This window comes from Weissella sp. ESL1156 (genome assembly GCF_058505625.1).
The window spans coordinates 118,865-136,563 of record NZ_CP196372.1; the positions used below are offsets into that span (position 1 = coordinate 118,865).

Sequence of the window (17,699 nt, forward strand, 5' to 3'; positions counted from 1 at the left end):
GTGACAAAAGACGTTTTGAAGCCGATTGTAACGATAAGGCTTCAGTCTTTTGGAACACGTTTAAAGGCGCTAATCTACCAATTTTGATTGGTAGATTAGCGCCTTTTTCAGCTGATTATAACGACTTATGGCTCAGCCCCCTTTTATGCTAGTTATTAAAAATAATAGCTAACCATGAAAATATGTCGTTGATGACCAGAAAAAAATGACTTACCAATGGTGTACTTAAAATTCCTTCCTTTTTGAACATAATAAATCCTTTTTGATAATGATGACGGTTTGATGAATGATTTATAATTCATGAAAATGGTAAATTTAGGGGGCTATAGCATCATGAGCAGAAAAGGTATCAAAGAACATTATAAAATGTATAAGGATGGTAAACACTGGGCTTTTGTTGGTATGTCAGTTGTTACTGTCATGATAACAGGTGCTTTTAATGTTGGACATGTCAATGCAGATGTCAAAACAAATTATGCTGAATCGGAAAGTATTGACCATACCGATGATAACACTATCAAATCAGTTAACTCTGATAATAATTCAGGGGTGACAAGAGATGCCACGACAGCACCCACATATAAGGCAGATTTAGTTGGCAATACTTTAGGAGATGGTATTCCTAATGACTCAAATAATGCCAATGTCAAGCAATCATTATTGAATTTAGGAATCACACAGCAAACAGTTGATTATTATAATAATAATCATAAATTTAATAATGATTCTATGCAGATGACATATCGTGTTGGGTTAAACAGTAATTATAATTATTCGCAATTAAAAGTCGTCCCAGAGCAAGATCTGGTTAATGATGCACCTTTAAGAGTATTAGCGGCTGCATATGTTTCGGGAGATACCGTGACATCATTGCCTTTTGTTAGAAATACTGATGGGAGTACAGCCATTGATTTAAGTCATCTTCCTGAAATAGGCGCTAACTCATATGTTATTTATGCCATACAACCTTTAAATTCTTCAGATGATGGCTCACATATGTTTTTACATAGTTCAAGTACGAGTGACTTTGAAATTTATGGTTCAGATAAATCAACCGGTGATCAGTATGTCAATGGCTCACAGTATGTATCGGAACACCCGGGATGGGGAACATTATGGGGAACATTTAACAACCGAACTAAGATTAATATGAAAAGCAACGTTGAAATCTCTCGGGGAACAAATCAATCTTTGAAAGATTTTGTAAATGATTATGGCAATAATTCTGGTGGCACGTTTGATGTACTAGATAGTGAAGGTAAGTTGATATCAACGACGAAAGACAATTTTACTTTCGAAAATGATGGTACTTATTATGTGAAGTACTATGAAAAATTAGATAGTGGGGAATATATTTGGAATACAACCAAGGTCGTTGTTGCTGAACATAAAGCAGCTGATGTGACAGTCAACTATGAGGATGAAAGTGGCAAAGAGATCGCAACGTCGGAAACGATTAGCGGCAATATTGGTGACGCCTATCAAGCACAACAAAAGCAGCTCGATGGGTATACGTTTAAAGAAGTGAAGGGTAATCCAACCGGTAAATTAACCGACGAAAAGCAAACGGTGACCTATGTTTATACGAAGAATCCAGTGAAAGCAGCTGATGTGACAGTCAACTATGAGGATGAAAGTGGTAAAGAGATCGCAACGTCGGAAACGATTAGCGGCAATATTGGTGATGACTATCACGCACAACAAAAGCAGGTCGATGGATATACGTTTAAAGAAGTGAAGGGTAATCCAACCGGTAAATTAACCGATGAAAAGCAAACGGTGACCTATGTTTATACGAAGAATCCAGTGAAAGCAGCCGATGTGACGGTCAACTATGAGGATGAAAGTGGCAAAGAGATCGCAACGTCGGAAACGATTAGCGGCAATATTGGTGATGACTATCACGCACAACAAAAGCAGGTCGATGGATATACGTTTAAAGAAGTGAAGGGTAATCCAACCGGTAAATTAACCGATGAAAAGCAAACGGTGACCTATGTTTATACAAAGGATTCAAACCCCAAGAATGCAGAAGTAAATGGGCCAAAAAATGAAAACCACAATCAGGTTAATCAGACTTTGAGTACAACAAAAGCTGATAATTCATCGACAAAAACAAAACAGCCATTGACGAAAAAGATACAAGATGGGGTGAACACAATTTTGCCAAATACGGCAGCAAAACAAAAAGGTTATGTTAGTGTGATAAGTGTGTTGGCTGTATTAACTGGTATATTAATTTACTTCAAGAAACGTCAGTAATGCAGTTGCTAGCTAATATATAAAAAATGTGATATCAAATAAAATGAATCGTTTAAGTACAGGAAGATAAAAGACGTTTAAAGGCTGTTTCTGATATGTCATCAGGAACAGTCTTTTTTAAAAGCCAACTATTCGACTAAGTGTAGAAAGTAGAAAAAAATTGAAATATAAAGTATTCATTTTATTCAGAAAGAGTACTGGAAAATTTGCTGAAATTAGTATTTAATTTGATGAATTATTTTCATTGATTAATTTCTGCTGATTAGTAGACAAATTAATAAAAATTAAAAAATGTAGTGACGATAGTGATAAATAAACGGTTAAATACGATAAGAAATCTTTTAATATATTTCTTTATATTGTTTATTTACCATAATTAATGGAACTGAAAAATACTTTTTTGATTCAAATGATACAAAAAATGGCTTTCTCAAAGATTGTTTTAAATTGTATAGTGGGTTATTCGAAATTGATGAATCATTGGTATGTAACTTTTATGATTGAAATATTTCATACTGTTACTTGTAATGATTGTTGATGATCTAAATTAAAAAAATGCAGGGATAAGTTCATGGATACATTATGTAATTTAAAGTTTTTGGGGCAATTATTAGAAATGGATATTGATTATTATCAAGAAAATGTTCGTAAAATAATACAAGGGAACCTCATTAGCCATTCATCAACGCGCATCTATCATATTTTAGACGTGTGTGTTGATCAATCATTTAATCTGGTGCGTGATACTGATAATTATTATTTAGTGATTAATTTTGGCAATCAAGAATATTTAGTGATGCAACCAAAATTATCGGCACCATTATATTCAAGCAGGAATCTCGCTTTATTTACACTGGCACCACAAGTAAAACCAATTTTGCAATTTGCTTATCAACTGTTTAAGGAAGAAAGTGCACCTGATTGGCCACTTTACTCACTTTATTTGGATGATGCCATGAAAAAAAAGGATAAATCAACGGATTTTGATCCAATAAAGGAACAAGAAATGCATAATAACTTAGTTAAATTATTAGATGCATTCGATCAACAAGATGAAGAAAAGTTAATTTATTACTTAAGGTCTGAATTACGAATGAAACAATATGGGGCAATGTTTGGCGAAAAACATTATCTGCGTGGCCAAAAAGATACGTTAATTGCCTATATATCAATACTAAATGAGTCTGCTATCCGGCATAATTATTCTGTCGAAAATGCTTACTATATTTATAATCGAATTCTTGCAAAAATTGAAATGCAAGAAACAGAAATTTCATTTAACTTGTGGTTAGAAAATATCACTTTATATTACTTTAATGAAATGAAGAGATACTTTATAGTAAATAATTTATTATTATCTGAAAAAATCAAAAGTTATATTCAAGAACATATTAGTGAGAAATTAACGTTACAAGAACTCAGTGACTATTTTGGTTATTCAGAAAGATATTTGAATAAGAAATTTAAAGAAAAGTATGGCGTAACAATTAAACAATATGTTCTAAAAGAAAAAATTGAAATTGCGAAAAAGATGTTATTAACAACGAATTTTAGTATAAAATACATTGCTGCGAGGTTAAACTTTGCGACGACTAGTCATTTTGTTCAAGTATTTAAGACAACGTTAGGTATGACACCTAGTGAATATCGCAAAAAAATATCCTTAAAGACAGAAGAAGTTTTTTTAGATGAAATTGATTCTTCATCCAAAGCGATTTGATTAAAAGATGCCTTTTTCAAATAAACCTCGAAAGTAACAGTAACTTTCGAGGTTTTCTTGTGATAAAATGATTTCTTAGAAAAGCATATAAAAAAGGGACGGATAGGCTGATGGGGACGGTAGAAACGTATCGACAACTTGAATTAAGTTTAGGTGACGACTGGCAAATATCACCAAGTAAGCATAGTCGTGTAGGCATGTTAAAAGAGATTTTATCGTGGATAGGACACCCTGAGCGGCAATTATCAGTAATTCACATTGTGGGTTCAAATGGTAAAGGGTCAACGGGAGTGATGTTACGTAAAATATTGGTAACGGCTGGCTATCGTGTTGGCCATTTTTCAACACCAGCGATTTTGTCAGATCGTGAAGTTGTGACCATTAATGGCAAATTAATTAGTGAACAAGAAGTGATGTTTCATTACAAGCGGATCATGGTTGAAATTAAAAATCATGGTGGTGATGAACAAACTTTGACAAAATTTGAATTGTGGACGTTGATTGCACTGTGTCATTTTGCTAAAAACGAAGTCCAATTTGCAATTATTGAAGCTGGGTTAGGTGGTACTGGTGATGCAACTAATGTTGTTGAAAAGCCCCTAGTGGTTGCCGTGACAAAAATTTCTGATGACCATTCTAGTTTCTTCGGACATGATATTTTAAAAATTGCAGAAAATGTTGCAGGGGCGATCAAACCAGGCAGTTTGGTTGTTAATTATCCCGGTCAAGACATTGAAGTCTTTAACATTTTGCATGAGAAAGCAAAAACTGTTGGTGCCATTTGGAATCCGTATCCCAAGCCCCAAATTACCCTTGTGAGATCTTCACCACAGGGATTAGTACTTAATGTTGATCAATTTGAGGGTTTGAAATTGTCTTTGACGGGTGCCTATCAGGCCAATAACCTGAGTACAGTGTTACAAGTTGTGACAATTCTCAGAAATAAGCGCATTACCTTAACAGATATGGCGATTGCAGAAGCTTTGTCTCACGTTAAGATTACGGGTCGTATGGAATTTGATAGTGAACATAATATTTTGTATGATGGTGCTCATAATCCGCACGGCATTACCAGTTTGGTGGCTGCTATTCGTTCATGGCATTTACCGTTTAAGCCCATCGTTATTTTGGGATTAATCAAGGGTAAAAACTATATTGATATGTTAGACGAGTTACTACCTTATGTTTCAACGGTTATTACGGTAACCCCAGATGCTAAAAATGCGATGTCGGCCGACGAACTTGCTGCACAAATTGTCATGATGAGTGATGTAGATGTTGAAATTGCGGATGATTCCACTGCTGCGATTACATTAGCTCGGCAAGTTCGAGAATCTTCTGAAGCACTGATTGTTGTCACAGGGTCATTTTATACATTACGTGCGATTGAAAGGGAAGAAGGAATATAAGGATGCCACGATTTGTGATTGCTTCAAATAACACGCATAAAACTGATGAAATGATTCGATATTTAGCAATTTTAGGATTAGTCGGTTTAAATTATCGACAATTGATTGCTGAAGTGACTTTTCCTGCAGAAACGACGGATAATATGGCAACCAATGCGTTAGTTAAGGCGCAAACGATTCATCGATTATTACCGGCAGAATATATCCTAGCTGATGATTCAGCACTATTTGTACCTGCCGTTCCAGATCATTTTGGTGTCACCACCATGCGAGAATTTAAAGCCCACCAGTTACATGGAGATGATGAAATTAATCAATATGTGTTGCAACAAATGCCAGAATATGTGTCGCGAGAAGCTTATTTATTAGCTGATTTTGTGGTGATAACACCAGATAACCAAGTGTTTACTTCACAGGGTAAAGGCGGTATAAAATTGGTTCAAGTACCACGTGGCCATCGAAATGGGCTTGATCAATTATTAGAAACAGAAAATGGTCTTACTTTGGCGGAGATTGATTTACCTGAGCGTGTTCACTATGCGCACCGTGGTCGCGCAGCAATAAAAATGAAGACACAATTACAACAATCTGGCATATTATAATAAAGTATAAAATAGGAAAAGAGGACTAAGCGTGATGACACTCACTGCAGATAACATAACAACGTTATTAGCTGATCAAGATTTATTGATATCAGCACCCAATTATGATGGTGAGATACAACATTTAGCCTACAATTCGAAAGATGTTTTACCAGGGACACTGCTATTTATCAAAGGTAATTTCAAACCTGAGTATTTAGTAGATGCCATTGCAAAAGGGGTCATTGCCATTGTCGCCCCAGCAGATTTTAAACATACTTCAAGACTACCAACTTGGGTGGCAGATGATGTGCCAGCAGCGATGAGTATTGTTGCAATGGCATATTATCGTTATCCACAAAATGACTTAGCATTGATTGGCATTACTGGTACAAAAGGGAAAACATCGACAGCTTACATGGCTTACGATATTTTACGGGCGTTTACACATGACAAAGTGGCTTTATCATCAACGCTCCAAGTGATTACAGGGAATGAGCCACAATTTCATTATCGGGCACATTTGACGACACCTGAATCGCTTGATTTATTTCGTTGGATGCGTGAGGCAGTTGATAATGGTATGACACATATGGTGATGGAAGTGTCATCACAAGCCTTTAAGATGCGCCGGGTTTATGGCTTACGGTACAATGTCGGTATTTTTCTTAATATTAGTCCAGATCATATTGGTGAAAATGAACATCCTACCTTTGAAGATTATTTACAACATAAGATGATGTTGTTTGATCATTCGGAACAAATCGTTCTTAATGTGGATACAGATCATTTTGGTGAACTGATTGCGCACGCTGAATTAACGGTGCCTCGTGATGGTATTTGGCTATATGGCCAAGAAGATGTGGATTCACCGAAAGCAGATGCTTATTTTGAAACGATGACAGCAAACCTTCATGGCAGTGTCTTTAAAGTACGTGAAGTTGGTCAACAAGCAGCCCATTTACACATTGCTGGCGAATACAAGTTAAATATGCCAGGTGATTTTAATCAGAGTAATGCGTTAGCAGCAATGATTGCAACACGTTTAGTGGGGGCTGATGCACCTGCCATGGCAGAAGGCCTTGAAATTGTGAAAGTACCAGGTCGAATGCAAGTATTGAACACACAAGCTCATGGGACGATCTATGTTGATTATGCACACAATTATGCATCAATTACGGCGCTATTACAGTTTGTGCGACAAAACGAGTCAGTGAATCAGTTGATTATTGTGGTGGGAGCACCTGGCAACAAAGGTGTGTCACGTCGTCCAGGTATTGGTAAAGCCGTCAGTGAAGGAGCCGATATTGTTTATCTGACAAGTGATGATCCACAGTATGAAGACCCAGCAAAAATTGCGGATGAAATTCAAGCAACGATTACAAATCCGGCTGTGACAATTCACCGCGAATTAGATCGAACAACTGCCATTACGGCAGCTATTCAAAGTGCTAGACCAGATGACGTTGTTGTCTTAGCCGCCAAAGGATTAGATGAATATCAAAAGATAAACGGAGTCGATACACCGTATGAAAATGACTGGGCGGTTGCTAATCGCGTCGTTTCTGAACTAGAGCGCTAGTCTTTGGGGTAAAAATTTGTTATAATCTATAGAATTGTCGTAATTATGACGAACGATTAATCATTTAAAAAAACCTCAGTGATAAAGTAAAGGGGATAGCACCATGGCTAAAGAACCAGTAGAAAATACGTCTGAATTTGATGTCGGTGATTTTGTTGCCGGTAAGAAATTTGCAAATTTTGAACATGACTTTAAAGGGATCGTTGAAAAAATTTATGAACATTCATTATTAGTAGTCATTACTGAAAATGATCCAGAAGATGATGCGACTGTGAATGAGTATAACCATCGCGCGGTATTACGGATGTCAGAGACTAAGATCCTGGTTAAGACAGATAATCCGGCACCACGCCCTTCAGAAGATGACGCTGAAGAAGATGATAAAGAAAAGGCTAAAGGAGACCATGCTTAATGGATTATAAGAATCAAATTGCAGAAACAATTGCTGCAGTCGTTCCTGAATTGGATAATGCAACGATTCTTTCAAAAATTGAAGTACCTAAGGATACCAGCATGGGTGACTATGCATTTCCAACATTTTTACTAGCAAAAGCTCGACGCATGGCACCGCAACAAATTGCCACAGAGATTGTTGCAACCATTGCTACGGACAACTTTAAAGCAGTAAAAGCGGTTGGCCCTTATGTTAACTTCTTTTTGGATCAAGCCCAATTTGGTGCTGATACGTTAGCTGAAGTGCTACGTGATTCAGATTATGGTCATAATACTGATGGTGAAGCAGGACATATCACTATTGATATGTCATCACCTAATATTGCAAAGCCGATGTCAATGGGACACCTTCGTTCAACGGTTATTGGTAATTCTTTAGCAGAAATTGCGAAAGCCAATGGTTACCAACCAATTAAAATTAATCATTTAGGTGACTGGGGAACACAATTTGGTAAGCTGATGTCAGCGTATAAGCGTTGGGGTTCTGAAGAAGAGGTAAAGGCTGATCCAATTAATACATTGGTAAAGTATTATGTACGTTTCCATAAAGAAGCCGAAACTCAACCTGAATTGAATGACGAAGGTCGTGCTTGGTTCAAAAAGCTTGAAGATGGTGACGAAGAAGCCCACCGGTTGTGGTCATGGTTCCGTGAAGAATCTTTGAAAGAGTTCATGGAATTATACAATGAGTTAGATATTGATTTTGATTCTTTCAATGGGGAAGCCTTTTATAACGATAAAATGGACACAGTCATTGAGACATTAAAAGAAAAGAACTTACTAGTTGAATCACAAGGGGCTCAAGTTGTTGATTTAAGTGATCAGAATTTAAATGTTGCCATGATTCAACGAACAGATGGTGCAACTTTGTACATGACACGTGATTTGGCAGCCGCAATTTTCCGTAAGAACAACTATAACTTTGTGAAATCATTGTATGTGGTTGGTGGTGAACAACGTGAGCACTTTATGCAATTGAAGGCAGTCTTGAAGAAAATGGGCTATGCTTGGTCAGATGATATTGAACATATTTCATTTGGTATGATTACGGTTGATGGTAAAAAGTTGTCAACACGTTCAGGACGAATTATCTTATTGAAAGATGTGTTAGCTGATTCTGTTAAATTGGCAACAGATCAAATCAACGAAAAGAATCCAAATCTTGCAAATAAAGCAGAAGTAGCACATGAAGTTGGTACTGGTGCCGTGGTCTTCCATGATTTGATGAATGAACGTATCGGTAACTTTGATTTTAAGTTAGAAGAAGTAGTTCGTTTTGAAGGTGATACGGGGCCATATGTTCAATACACTAATGCTCGTGCGCAATCTATCTTGCGTAAAGCTGGTAAGCCTGAATTAGATTTGACGAATTTGGTTATCAATGATGATCAAGTTTGGGAAACTGAAAAGTTAGTGGCTAATTTTGGTGATATTGTTCGTCGTGCATGGCGTGATCGCGAACCATCTGTGATTGCAAAATATGCATTGAACTTAGCACGTGCTTTTAATAAGTATTATGCTAATTCAAAGATTTTGGTTGAAGATGAACAACGAAATGCGCGTTTAGCCTTAGTGACTGCTGTTTCATATGTTTTGACAGAATCACTACGTTTACTAGGCGTAAAAGCACCTCAAGAAATGTAATGAACAAAAGGGTCGAAGTAACTACCAAATAGGGGGTTGCTTCGACCTTTTATCGTCACGAGTTCAGTGATATTTTTTTGATGATATACAGGCAAATTTAAGCTAAATCGGGGATTATGATAAAATGGTACAAGTGACGGTAGTAACTCATCAGTCATAATGACGAAGTGAAGAAGAGGAAAAAAAAACATGGCTCTAAAAAAACAAGAACGGCAAGCAATGATTCTTGAGATTTTGGCACATGATGTGATTGATTCTCAAGAAGAGATTATGCAACGCTTGCAACAAGCAGGTATTGCAGTGACTCAAGCGACCGTTTCGCGTGATATTAAAGAACTGCGAATTGTACGGCAACCGGATGCCACGGGACGTTCACGTTACCAAGTCATGGTAGATGCGAATAATCCGATTAGTAATGAAGGTAGTCAGATTGAACAAGGCTTTGCTGATATGGCTGAATCAATTGTTCCAGTAGCTTTTATGATTGTTGTCAAAACAACGCAGGGTAATGGGAACCGTTTAGCAGCGATGATTGATGATGCAGAAATTGCTGATGTTGTTGGGACACTCGCAGGTCATAATACGATTTATGTGACAACACCATCGGCAGAAGCTGCTGAAATCGTAGCGGCACAATTTAATAAATGGATACGATGATATGAGAGCATTCTTTAAAGGATTAAAAGATTGGTTGCGGCAAAAAATGATACCAGTAACGACTTGGTTACGTCATTTCTTTGGTCCATTCATTCGCTGGCATCAAAGATTTATACAGCCAGTTTGCAGTTGGGTGAAGCGAACTTTTGGCCCATTTTGGCATAGATTTCAAATTAATCGTTGGTTGATTGCGTTACTATTGACTATTTTCTTGGTCGTCAGCGTTTTAGGGACGTTTGAAGCGAAAACAACGGATGTTTCAGATTTAAAACGACGCTTGCAATCAACAACAGAAATTTATGATGCTTCTGGTAATAAATCGGGTAGTTTGTCCGGTCAAAAGGGAACCTATGTGAAATTTAATCAAATTTCTCCCCATGCAGTTAATGCTGTTTTAGCGACAGAAGATCGCAACTTCTATAAAGAACACGGTTTTTCAGTTAGAGGCATGACCCGAGGTGTGTTGACAACGATTTGGTACCGTATTCGAGGTAGCAACGTATCGGTCGGTGGATCAACGCTAACACAACAGTTAGTGAAAAATGCCTTCTTGAGTCAAGATCAAACGGTCATTCGTAAAGTTCGTGAGCTGTTTTTATCAATTCAGGTTGAAAAAGAATATTCGAAACATGATATTTTAGCAATGTATTTGAATAATGCTTACTTTGGACATGGTGTTTGGGGGATCCAAGATGCTGCGCAAAAATATTTTGGTGTGAATGCTGCAAACTTGTCGGTAACACAAAGTGCGATGCTTATTGGTATGTTACAATCACCAAATGGTTATGATCCATTGACTTATAAGACTGCTGCGAAAGAACGACGAGATCAAGTCTTACAAAATATGGTGTCGACAAAGTATTTGACTCAAGCGCAAGCAAATTACAATGCCAATTTGGCACTTGGGGCCTCTAATCATGATGTTGATACGTCAAATTATAATTATCCGTATTATTTTGATTCAGTGATTAACGAAGCAATCAATAAATATGGATTAAAAGAACAAGACATTCTAAATAATGGGTATAAGATATATACAACATTGAATCAAAAGGACCAAACCAACTTGCAAAATGATTATGATGATGCAACACTTAATCCAATCGGTGAAGGTTCACAAGCAGCATCAATTGTCATGGACGCGAAAACTGGCGGTGTTAGAGCTGTAGTTGGTGGTCGTGGTGATCACGTCTTTAGGGGATTTAATCGGGCAACCCAATCAAAACGTTCACCTGGTTCAACAATTAAACCAATTGTTGATTATGCACCGTCTCTATCACGTGGCTTTTCTTATGATTCAGATTTGAAGAATAGTACGATGAGTTTTGGAACAAATGGTTATTCACCGTCAAATTATGGTAATTACACCAGTAAGGCGATTCCAATGTACAAGGCGTTGGAGAATTCTTATAATATTCCGGCAGTTTGGTTGCTTGATCAAATGGGTGTTTCTGCTGGTTACAATGCAGGGATTAAGGCTGGGTTACCATTAACCAAGTCAGATAAGAATCTTGCGTTAGCAATTGGTGGGTTGAAAAAGGGTGTGACACCATTACAATTGACGCAAGCTTATACAAGTTTTGCCAACGGTGGTCAAATGAGCGAAGGTCATTTCATTACTAAGATTGTTGATGCTTCTGGTAAAACAATTGTCCAAGCGAAAGAAAAGCATACGCGTCTGTGGTCGAGGCGAGTGGCGAATGAAATGACGTCAATGATGTTAGGTGTTTATACACACGGTACTGGGGTGTCAGCTGATCCGAGTGGTTATGACGTTGCTGGTAAGACGGGAACGACAGAAGTTTCAGGAACTGACTCAACGAGTGACAATGCCACAGATTCATGGGCGATTGCATATACACCAGATGTGGTTGTAACGACTTGGACAGGGTATGATGAAACAGATGCGAGTCATACGATTTCTGCTTACTTATCACAAACTTCGGGACCGTTGATGAAGACAACGCTTGAACAGGTTTTGCCGAACACAAAACAAACAAAATTTAGTGTCAAGAGTGTGCGTGCAAAGTTATCAACAACTGAAGATGCGGCTTCAAATAAGAGCAATGGCTTATCCGATAATATTTCAGGCATTGGAGATGAGATTAAAAGTGGTGCGTCAAGTGCTTGGAGCAATGTGAAGGATGGCGCGAAAAAAGCCTGGTCAGGAATTCAATCATTATTACCACAATAATAATAAATTATGCGATAATGGATATATTACAAGAGATGGGGAATTAATTATGATTAATATTTATGATAATGTTAATGCTGTCGCATCAACTTTACGTGAGACAGCCCAATATAAGACGCTACGTGACGCAATTGATGCAGTTGAGCAAGAGCCAGAAGCAAAAGCAGTCTTTGCACGTTTTCAACAAGCACAAGGACAAATTAATCAGGCAGTACAATCGGGTAGTGAGCCAGAAGAAAATCAAGTCAAAGCTTGGCAAGATATTGCCAGCGAGATGGAGAAGTATGATTCGTTAAAGAAGATGCTTGAAGCTGAAAAAGGCTTGAACCAATTGTTGATGGAAATCAATGATATCATTACAAAGCCAATTGCAGAATTGTACGGTCAAAACTAATGATATGAGGTTGGGACATCAGTCGTTATGATGTCTTTAAACGTTTTTTGTCTCATTCTCATAAAGGAAGCAGTCACTTATCGGTAGAAATCGATGAATGACTGCTTTTCTTTTGTCTAAAATAAGTGATACAGAATGCTAATCGTGAATACACTTTAATCAGGCTTTTTTTTACAATGAATCTCCAATATAATAAAACTAAAACAAAAAAGGGGTCAAAAAGATGAAGTTTATTCATGCTGGAGATTTACATCTCGGTAATCCGTTTGGTGGTTTATCAATGACACCAAAATGGTTAACTGAAAAGTTACAAACCGCAACGGAAACGGCTGTGCATCGTTTGGTAGATGATGCAATTACTGCTGCAGTTGATTTTGTTGTCTTAGCAGGTGATTTATTTGATACAACAACCCCCGATGCGCGAGCACAATTAGATATTGTCCGCGAGCTCCAACGATTAGCAGAAGTTCAAATTCCCGTTTATATTGGTTTTGGTAATCATGATTATGTGGCAGATTGGCAACGACTACCAAAATTTCCGGATAACGTGATCTTATTACCAGCTGATGTGACGACATACATGTTAACCACGCAAGCACACGAAAGGGTTGCCATTACCGGCTTTTCTTACACGCAACGTCATATAACAACTGATAAATTAGCTGAATTTCCTATGAAAGATACTCAGTCAGATTGGCAAATTGGTATCTATCATGGTGCGTTAGGTGAAACTGGCACTGGTCAATATGCGCCGTTTACCTTACAAGCAATGCAACAAAAACATTATGATTATTGGGCATTAGGTCATATCCATGTCCGCGAAACATTACAACAACAACCGTTTATCGGTTATTCTGGTAGTATTCAAGGACTTGATAAAACTGAAACAGGTGCGAAAGGATATTACATGGTTGAAAGTCAAGGTAATCAATTGATACCAGTCTTTACGCCAGTTGCACCAATTACTTGGGTTAACGAGCAGATTCAGACAGATCGTGATTTAAGTACGATTGTGGCATATGTTCGTGAACAATTTGCTTTTAAAGATGAGTTCGAACTGATTTCACTGGAGATTGCAACTAATCAGCCAACGGTGTTATCAGCTATGATGAATCAACAATTATTAGCACAATTTGTGGCGGCCGCACAGCCAACGGATATGTTTTTTATTTATGATGTACAACCAAAACCAGAGCAACAACCAACAACTTTACCAGCAGTTGATGAGCAATATTGGCAACAAACCATTGCAACGGTTTTTAATTTAGAACAATTACAAAAATTGGGATTGAGACAGGTAACGGATGTGGCAGTGCTGGATCATTTTTTAAATGAACAAACGTTACAAGCGTTACAGATTGCTGTCAAGACGCAATTACATTTAGCCCAGATGGGGGATGATGATCATGTGGATTAAACAGGTGCATATTGTTGGTTTCGGTCAATTTAATCAACAAACATTTGATTTTGAACAAGGTTTGCAAGTTATTCAAGGTCTTAACGAGGCTGGTAAAACCACTTTACATCAGTTTTTATTCGATATGTTGTTTGGATTTCCTCAGGCGAAAGGCCGCAAAATAAATACATATGAACCGTTAAATAAGGGACCATATGGTGGCAGCATGCAATTCGAAGTTGACCAACAATTATACGAATTGGAACGTTTAGGGCGTACGCAAACTACGACCACATTGAAGACGGTCGCAACAGGACAACTATTTGCAGATCCTGAAGCCATGTTGCAACAATTATTAGGACCAGTTGATCGTGAACTATATGCCGCAATATTTAGTTTTGATCAAGAAGCATTAATGAATATCTTTTCACTGAAACCAGATGAATTTTCAGCCTATTTGCGTACATTAGCAACACCCGGTGCACAAAATTGGTTAGAGTTGGCTAACCAATGGGATAAGCGAGCCACTAGTAAATTTGGTACAACAAAAACAGCTCATCGTGAATTAAATCAATCTTTGGCACAGTTGGCGACACAACGACAACAACTCAAAGTTCAAATTCAACAACAGCCATCATTAGAAAAATTACAAGCTGAAGCAGATCATCTTTCACAGCATTTGACGAGTTTACAGGAACGCCAGACACAGGTGCAAACAAAAATGACTCATCAGCAAAAACAAACCCATTTGCTACCTGTTTATCGGCGTTGGCAACGCATTAATCAACAAGTTAAGGCAACAGGCAAACCACTAGATTTAACACTAGCAGATAAAGCAGATCGTGTCCGACAACAGTTGGCTACCTTAGATGATATGATGGTCACGACCGCAGTAACCAAACAACAAGTTGAATCAGCAACGGTGGCTTTACGTAAACTTGAAAAACTTGAGCGTCAACAACAATCATTAGCTGAGCAACAAGTAAAAGCCGTTCAAATACAAAATGAATTGATGACAAAATATCATTGGACACAGATACCACCAATATTAACTGATGAGCAACGTAAAAAGTTAACAGGTCAACCAACTCAGACAACATTTCATGTTGCTTGGTTTGTGATAGCAGTGTTGATTGGCATTGTCTTATTGATTGGTGCGGCGGTACTGGGAAAGATAGTGTTAGGAATCCTAGCGTTAATCATTTGTGCCTTGATCGGTTGGTGGTTTGGTCATGCGACAGGACAATCATCGCAAATGGCTGATACAACTTTACCAACGACATACCAACACATGTCTGCCTCGGAAATTTTGTCTGCTCAAGCAGATATTCAAAAAATGACTGATTTAATGACCGATAATAATCAACTGATTCATGAACAACAAGCAATTATGCCAGAATTGGTGAATGTGAAAGCCTCATTACAGTGGTTAGGCGAGGGATTAACAGTCAATGAATATCAAAAACGATTAGCTGATATTCATGTTAAGCAAGAAACCATGAGTGAGCAACAATTACAACGAGCAAACTTGCAACAGACATTGCAAAACTTGTATCAAACACTAGGTGTGTCAGACGCAGCGATGTTACAACAACGGCGTGAAGCACAGCGACATATTAATGATTTGCAACGTGAAGCGAATATGTTGCAAGAACAGTTGCAGGGAGCTGATATGCATGAACTAGCGGCACAAGCCGTTGCAAGTGCAGATGACACAATGACCGAGTCTCAAACAACGCTGCAACAGATTCAAACAGAAAAAAATCAAGTTAATCAGCAATTAGCTGAAATTAATGTGCAATTGCAAAACCTACAGACAGATACATCCATTGAAAACCAACAACAACTTGTTGCTAATCAACTGACAACGGTTAACCAACAGTTGACGTCGTATTTTGTTGATCGTCTGGGTAGTGAATGGATCAAACAGGCTTTAAATGCAGCCATTGCGGATCGTTTACCCAATTTATTAGCACAAGCGAGTGTGCTACTACGTGAGTTGACCAACCAACGATACACGACTGTTCAAACAACTAAGACACTCTTAAAAGTGATACGTGATGATGGCAAATCATTAGGCGTGAATCAATTATCCAAAGGAACAGCTGAACAATTGTACGTTGCGTTACGGCTCGCATTTGTTAAGAGTGTTATGACAGTATTGCAATTACCATTGTTAATTGATGATGCCTTTGTTGATTTTGATGAGCAACGTCGCCAAACAATGTTGACATTATTAACGTCATTGGCTTCATCACAACAACAAATATTTTATTTCACAGCCCAGCCGACACCAGGACAGCATACCTTAGTGTTGACGCACCAGCAATAGGAGGATGTTTTGACAAAACAATTAAAAGATTATCAGTTAGATGAACGAGTAGACACCTTTGTATTACTGAAAGAAATTGATGCACGTGTGACCCAACAAGGAAAGCGATATCTTGCCTTACAGTTAGCTGATCGTTCAATGGAAATTAAAGGAATGAAGTGGGACGCAACAGAGACTGAAGCAACAGAGTTACAAGCGGGTACGGTAGTGTATATTGAGGCTGTTCGTCAGGCTTATCAGGATAAGCCACAATTAAAGGTACTTTCAATTCGATCAAGTCAAATTGGTGAACCACAAGACCCAGCAGATTTTGTGGCAGCGGCACCGATGAAAAAACAAGAAATGACTGAAGAAGTATCGGCAATTATTTTTCAGATTACGAATGCGAATTGGCAACGAATTGTTCGGCATATCCTTAATAAATATCGTGATTCCTTTTTACAATATCCAGCTGCAAAAAGTAATCATCATGCCTTTGCTGGTGGGTTAGCTTATCACAGTTTATCAATCGTTCATTTAGCTCAAGCAGTGGTAAAACAATATGATAATATTAATGCAAGTTTGTTATATGCAGCTGCGATTTTACACGATGTTGGTAAGGTACTTGAATTATCAGGTCCTGTGGCGACAAAATATACTGTGGCTGGTAATTTGATTGGTCACATTGTGTTAATTGATGAAGAAATTGTAATGGCGGCCATTGACTTAAAAATTGATTTACAAAGTGAAGATATGCTATTGTTACGTCACACTGTATTGGCTCATCATGGTCAATTAGAATATGGTTCACCAGTCAAACCATTACTGAAGGAAGCTAATATTTTACACCAATTAGATGAATTAGATGCTAGTATGCAGAGCTTTGATAATGCACTTAACGAGACAGCACCAGGTGAATTTTCACCACGTCAATGGGCGTTAGATAATCGATCAATTTATCATCCGAATGAAAATGGTTTCACTACTGCAACAGATTAGAAAATTTTTTTCGTTAGAATGTTTGCAAATGGTAAAATTTTTACATAGAATTAAGGGTGAGCGTTCTAGAAAATATGGATATTTGAGAGGTTTTAAA

At 37.7% G+C, this 17,699-nt stretch carries 13 protein-coding genes; all 13 read left to right on the forward strand.

The genetic code is table 11. The features are described from left to right. Nucleotides 1-333 precede the first annotated feature (333 nt). The 13 genes from ACSKY2_RS00670 (at nucleotide 334) to ACSKY2_RS00730 (ending at nucleotide 17,602) form a co-directional block, all read left to right on the forward strand. Nucleotides 334-2,262 (forward strand): MucBP domain-containing protein, encoded by a 1,929-nt coding sequence (locus tag ACSKY2_RS00670; RefSeq protein WP_489877725.1) that lies wholly within the window; start codon nucleotides 334-336, stop codon nucleotides 2,260-2,262. A gap of 571 nt (nucleotides 2,263-2,833) precedes the next feature. Beyond that, nucleotides 2,834-3,982 (forward strand): helix-turn-helix domain-containing protein, encoded by a 1,149-nt coding sequence (locus ACSKY2_RS00675; protein ID WP_489877726.1) that lies wholly within the window; start codon nucleotides 2,834-2,836, stop codon nucleotides 3,980-3,982. Nucleotides 3,983-4,092: 110 nt separating this feature from the next. Beyond that, on the forward strand, nucleotides 4,093-5,391 hold the full coding sequence (locus tag ACSKY2_RS00680; RefSeq protein ID WP_489877727.1) for a bifunctional folylpolyglutamate synthase/dihydrofolate synthase: 1,299 nt from the start codon (nucleotides 4,093-4,095) through the stop codon (nucleotides 5,389-5,391). Between the two features lie 2 nt (nucleotides 5,392-5,393). Then, a complete protein-coding gene (locus tag ACSKY2_RS00685) occupies nucleotides 5,394-5,993 on the forward strand; it encodes a non-canonical purine NTP pyrophosphatase (protein ID WP_489877728.1) in 600 nt (199 codons plus the stop codon). A 34-nt stretch (nucleotides 5,994-6,027) separates the two neighbouring features. Further along, nucleotides 6,028-7,554, forward strand: coding sequence for a UDP-N-acetylmuramoyl-L-alanyl-D-glutamate--2,6-diaminopimelate ligase (locus ACSKY2_RS00690; protein ID WP_489877729.1), 1,527 nt, complete (start codon nucleotides 6,028-6,030; stop codon nucleotides 7,552-7,554). A gap of 103 nt (nucleotides 7,555-7,657) precedes the next feature. Then, nucleotides 7,658-7,966, forward strand: coding sequence for a hypothetical protein (locus tag ACSKY2_RS00695; RefSeq protein WP_489877730.1), 309 nt, complete (start codon nucleotides 7,658-7,660; stop codon nucleotides 7,964-7,966). Then, nucleotides 7,966-9,651, forward strand: coding sequence for an arginine--tRNA ligase (gene argS / locus ACSKY2_RS00700; RefSeq protein WP_489877731.1), 1,686 nt, complete (start codon nucleotides 7,966-7,968; stop codon nucleotides 9,649-9,651). Before ACSKY2_RS00695 ends, argS begins: the two co-directional genes overlap by 1 nt. Nucleotides 9,652-9,840: 189 nt before the next feature. Then, entirely contained in the window at nucleotides 9,841-10,308 is a 468-nt protein-coding gene (locus ACSKY2_RS00705) for an arginine repressor (protein WP_489839828.1), read from the forward strand. 1 nt (nucleotide 10,309) lies between these two features. Continuing rightward, a complete protein-coding gene (locus tag ACSKY2_RS00710) occupies nucleotides 10,310-12,502 on the forward strand; it encodes a transglycosylase domain-containing protein (RefSeq protein WP_489877732.1) in 2,193 nt (730 codons plus the stop codon). 49 nt (nucleotides 12,503-12,551) lie between these two features. Next, entirely contained in the window at nucleotides 12,552-12,896 is a 345-nt protein-coding gene (locus ACSKY2_RS00715; protein ID WP_489877733.1) for a YlbF family regulator, read from the forward strand. A gap of 223 nt (nucleotides 12,897-13,119) precedes the next feature. Beyond that, entirely contained in the window at nucleotides 13,120-14,313 is a 1,194-nt protein-coding gene (locus tag ACSKY2_RS00720) for a metallophosphoesterase family protein (protein ID WP_489877734.1), read from the forward strand. Then, the gene (locus tag ACSKY2_RS00725; RefSeq protein WP_489877735.1) at nucleotides 14,303-16,624 is read left to right on the forward strand and encodes an ATP-binding protein; all 2,322 of its coding nucleotides are present in this window, start codon (nucleotides 14,303-14,305) and stop codon (nucleotides 16,622-16,624) included. The genes ACSKY2_RS00720 and ACSKY2_RS00725 overlap by 11 nt, the downstream gene beginning before the upstream one ends. Nucleotides 16,625-16,633: 9 nt before the next feature. Continuing rightward, nucleotides 16,634-17,602 carry a 3'-5' exoribonuclease YhaM family protein gene (locus tag ACSKY2_RS00730; protein ID WP_489839823.1) on the forward strand — a complete coding sequence of 323 codons (969 nt, stop codon included), beginning with the start codon at nucleotides 16,634-16,636 and terminating at the stop codon, nucleotides 17,600-17,602. Nucleotides 17,603-17,699: the final 97 nt, after the last annotated feature.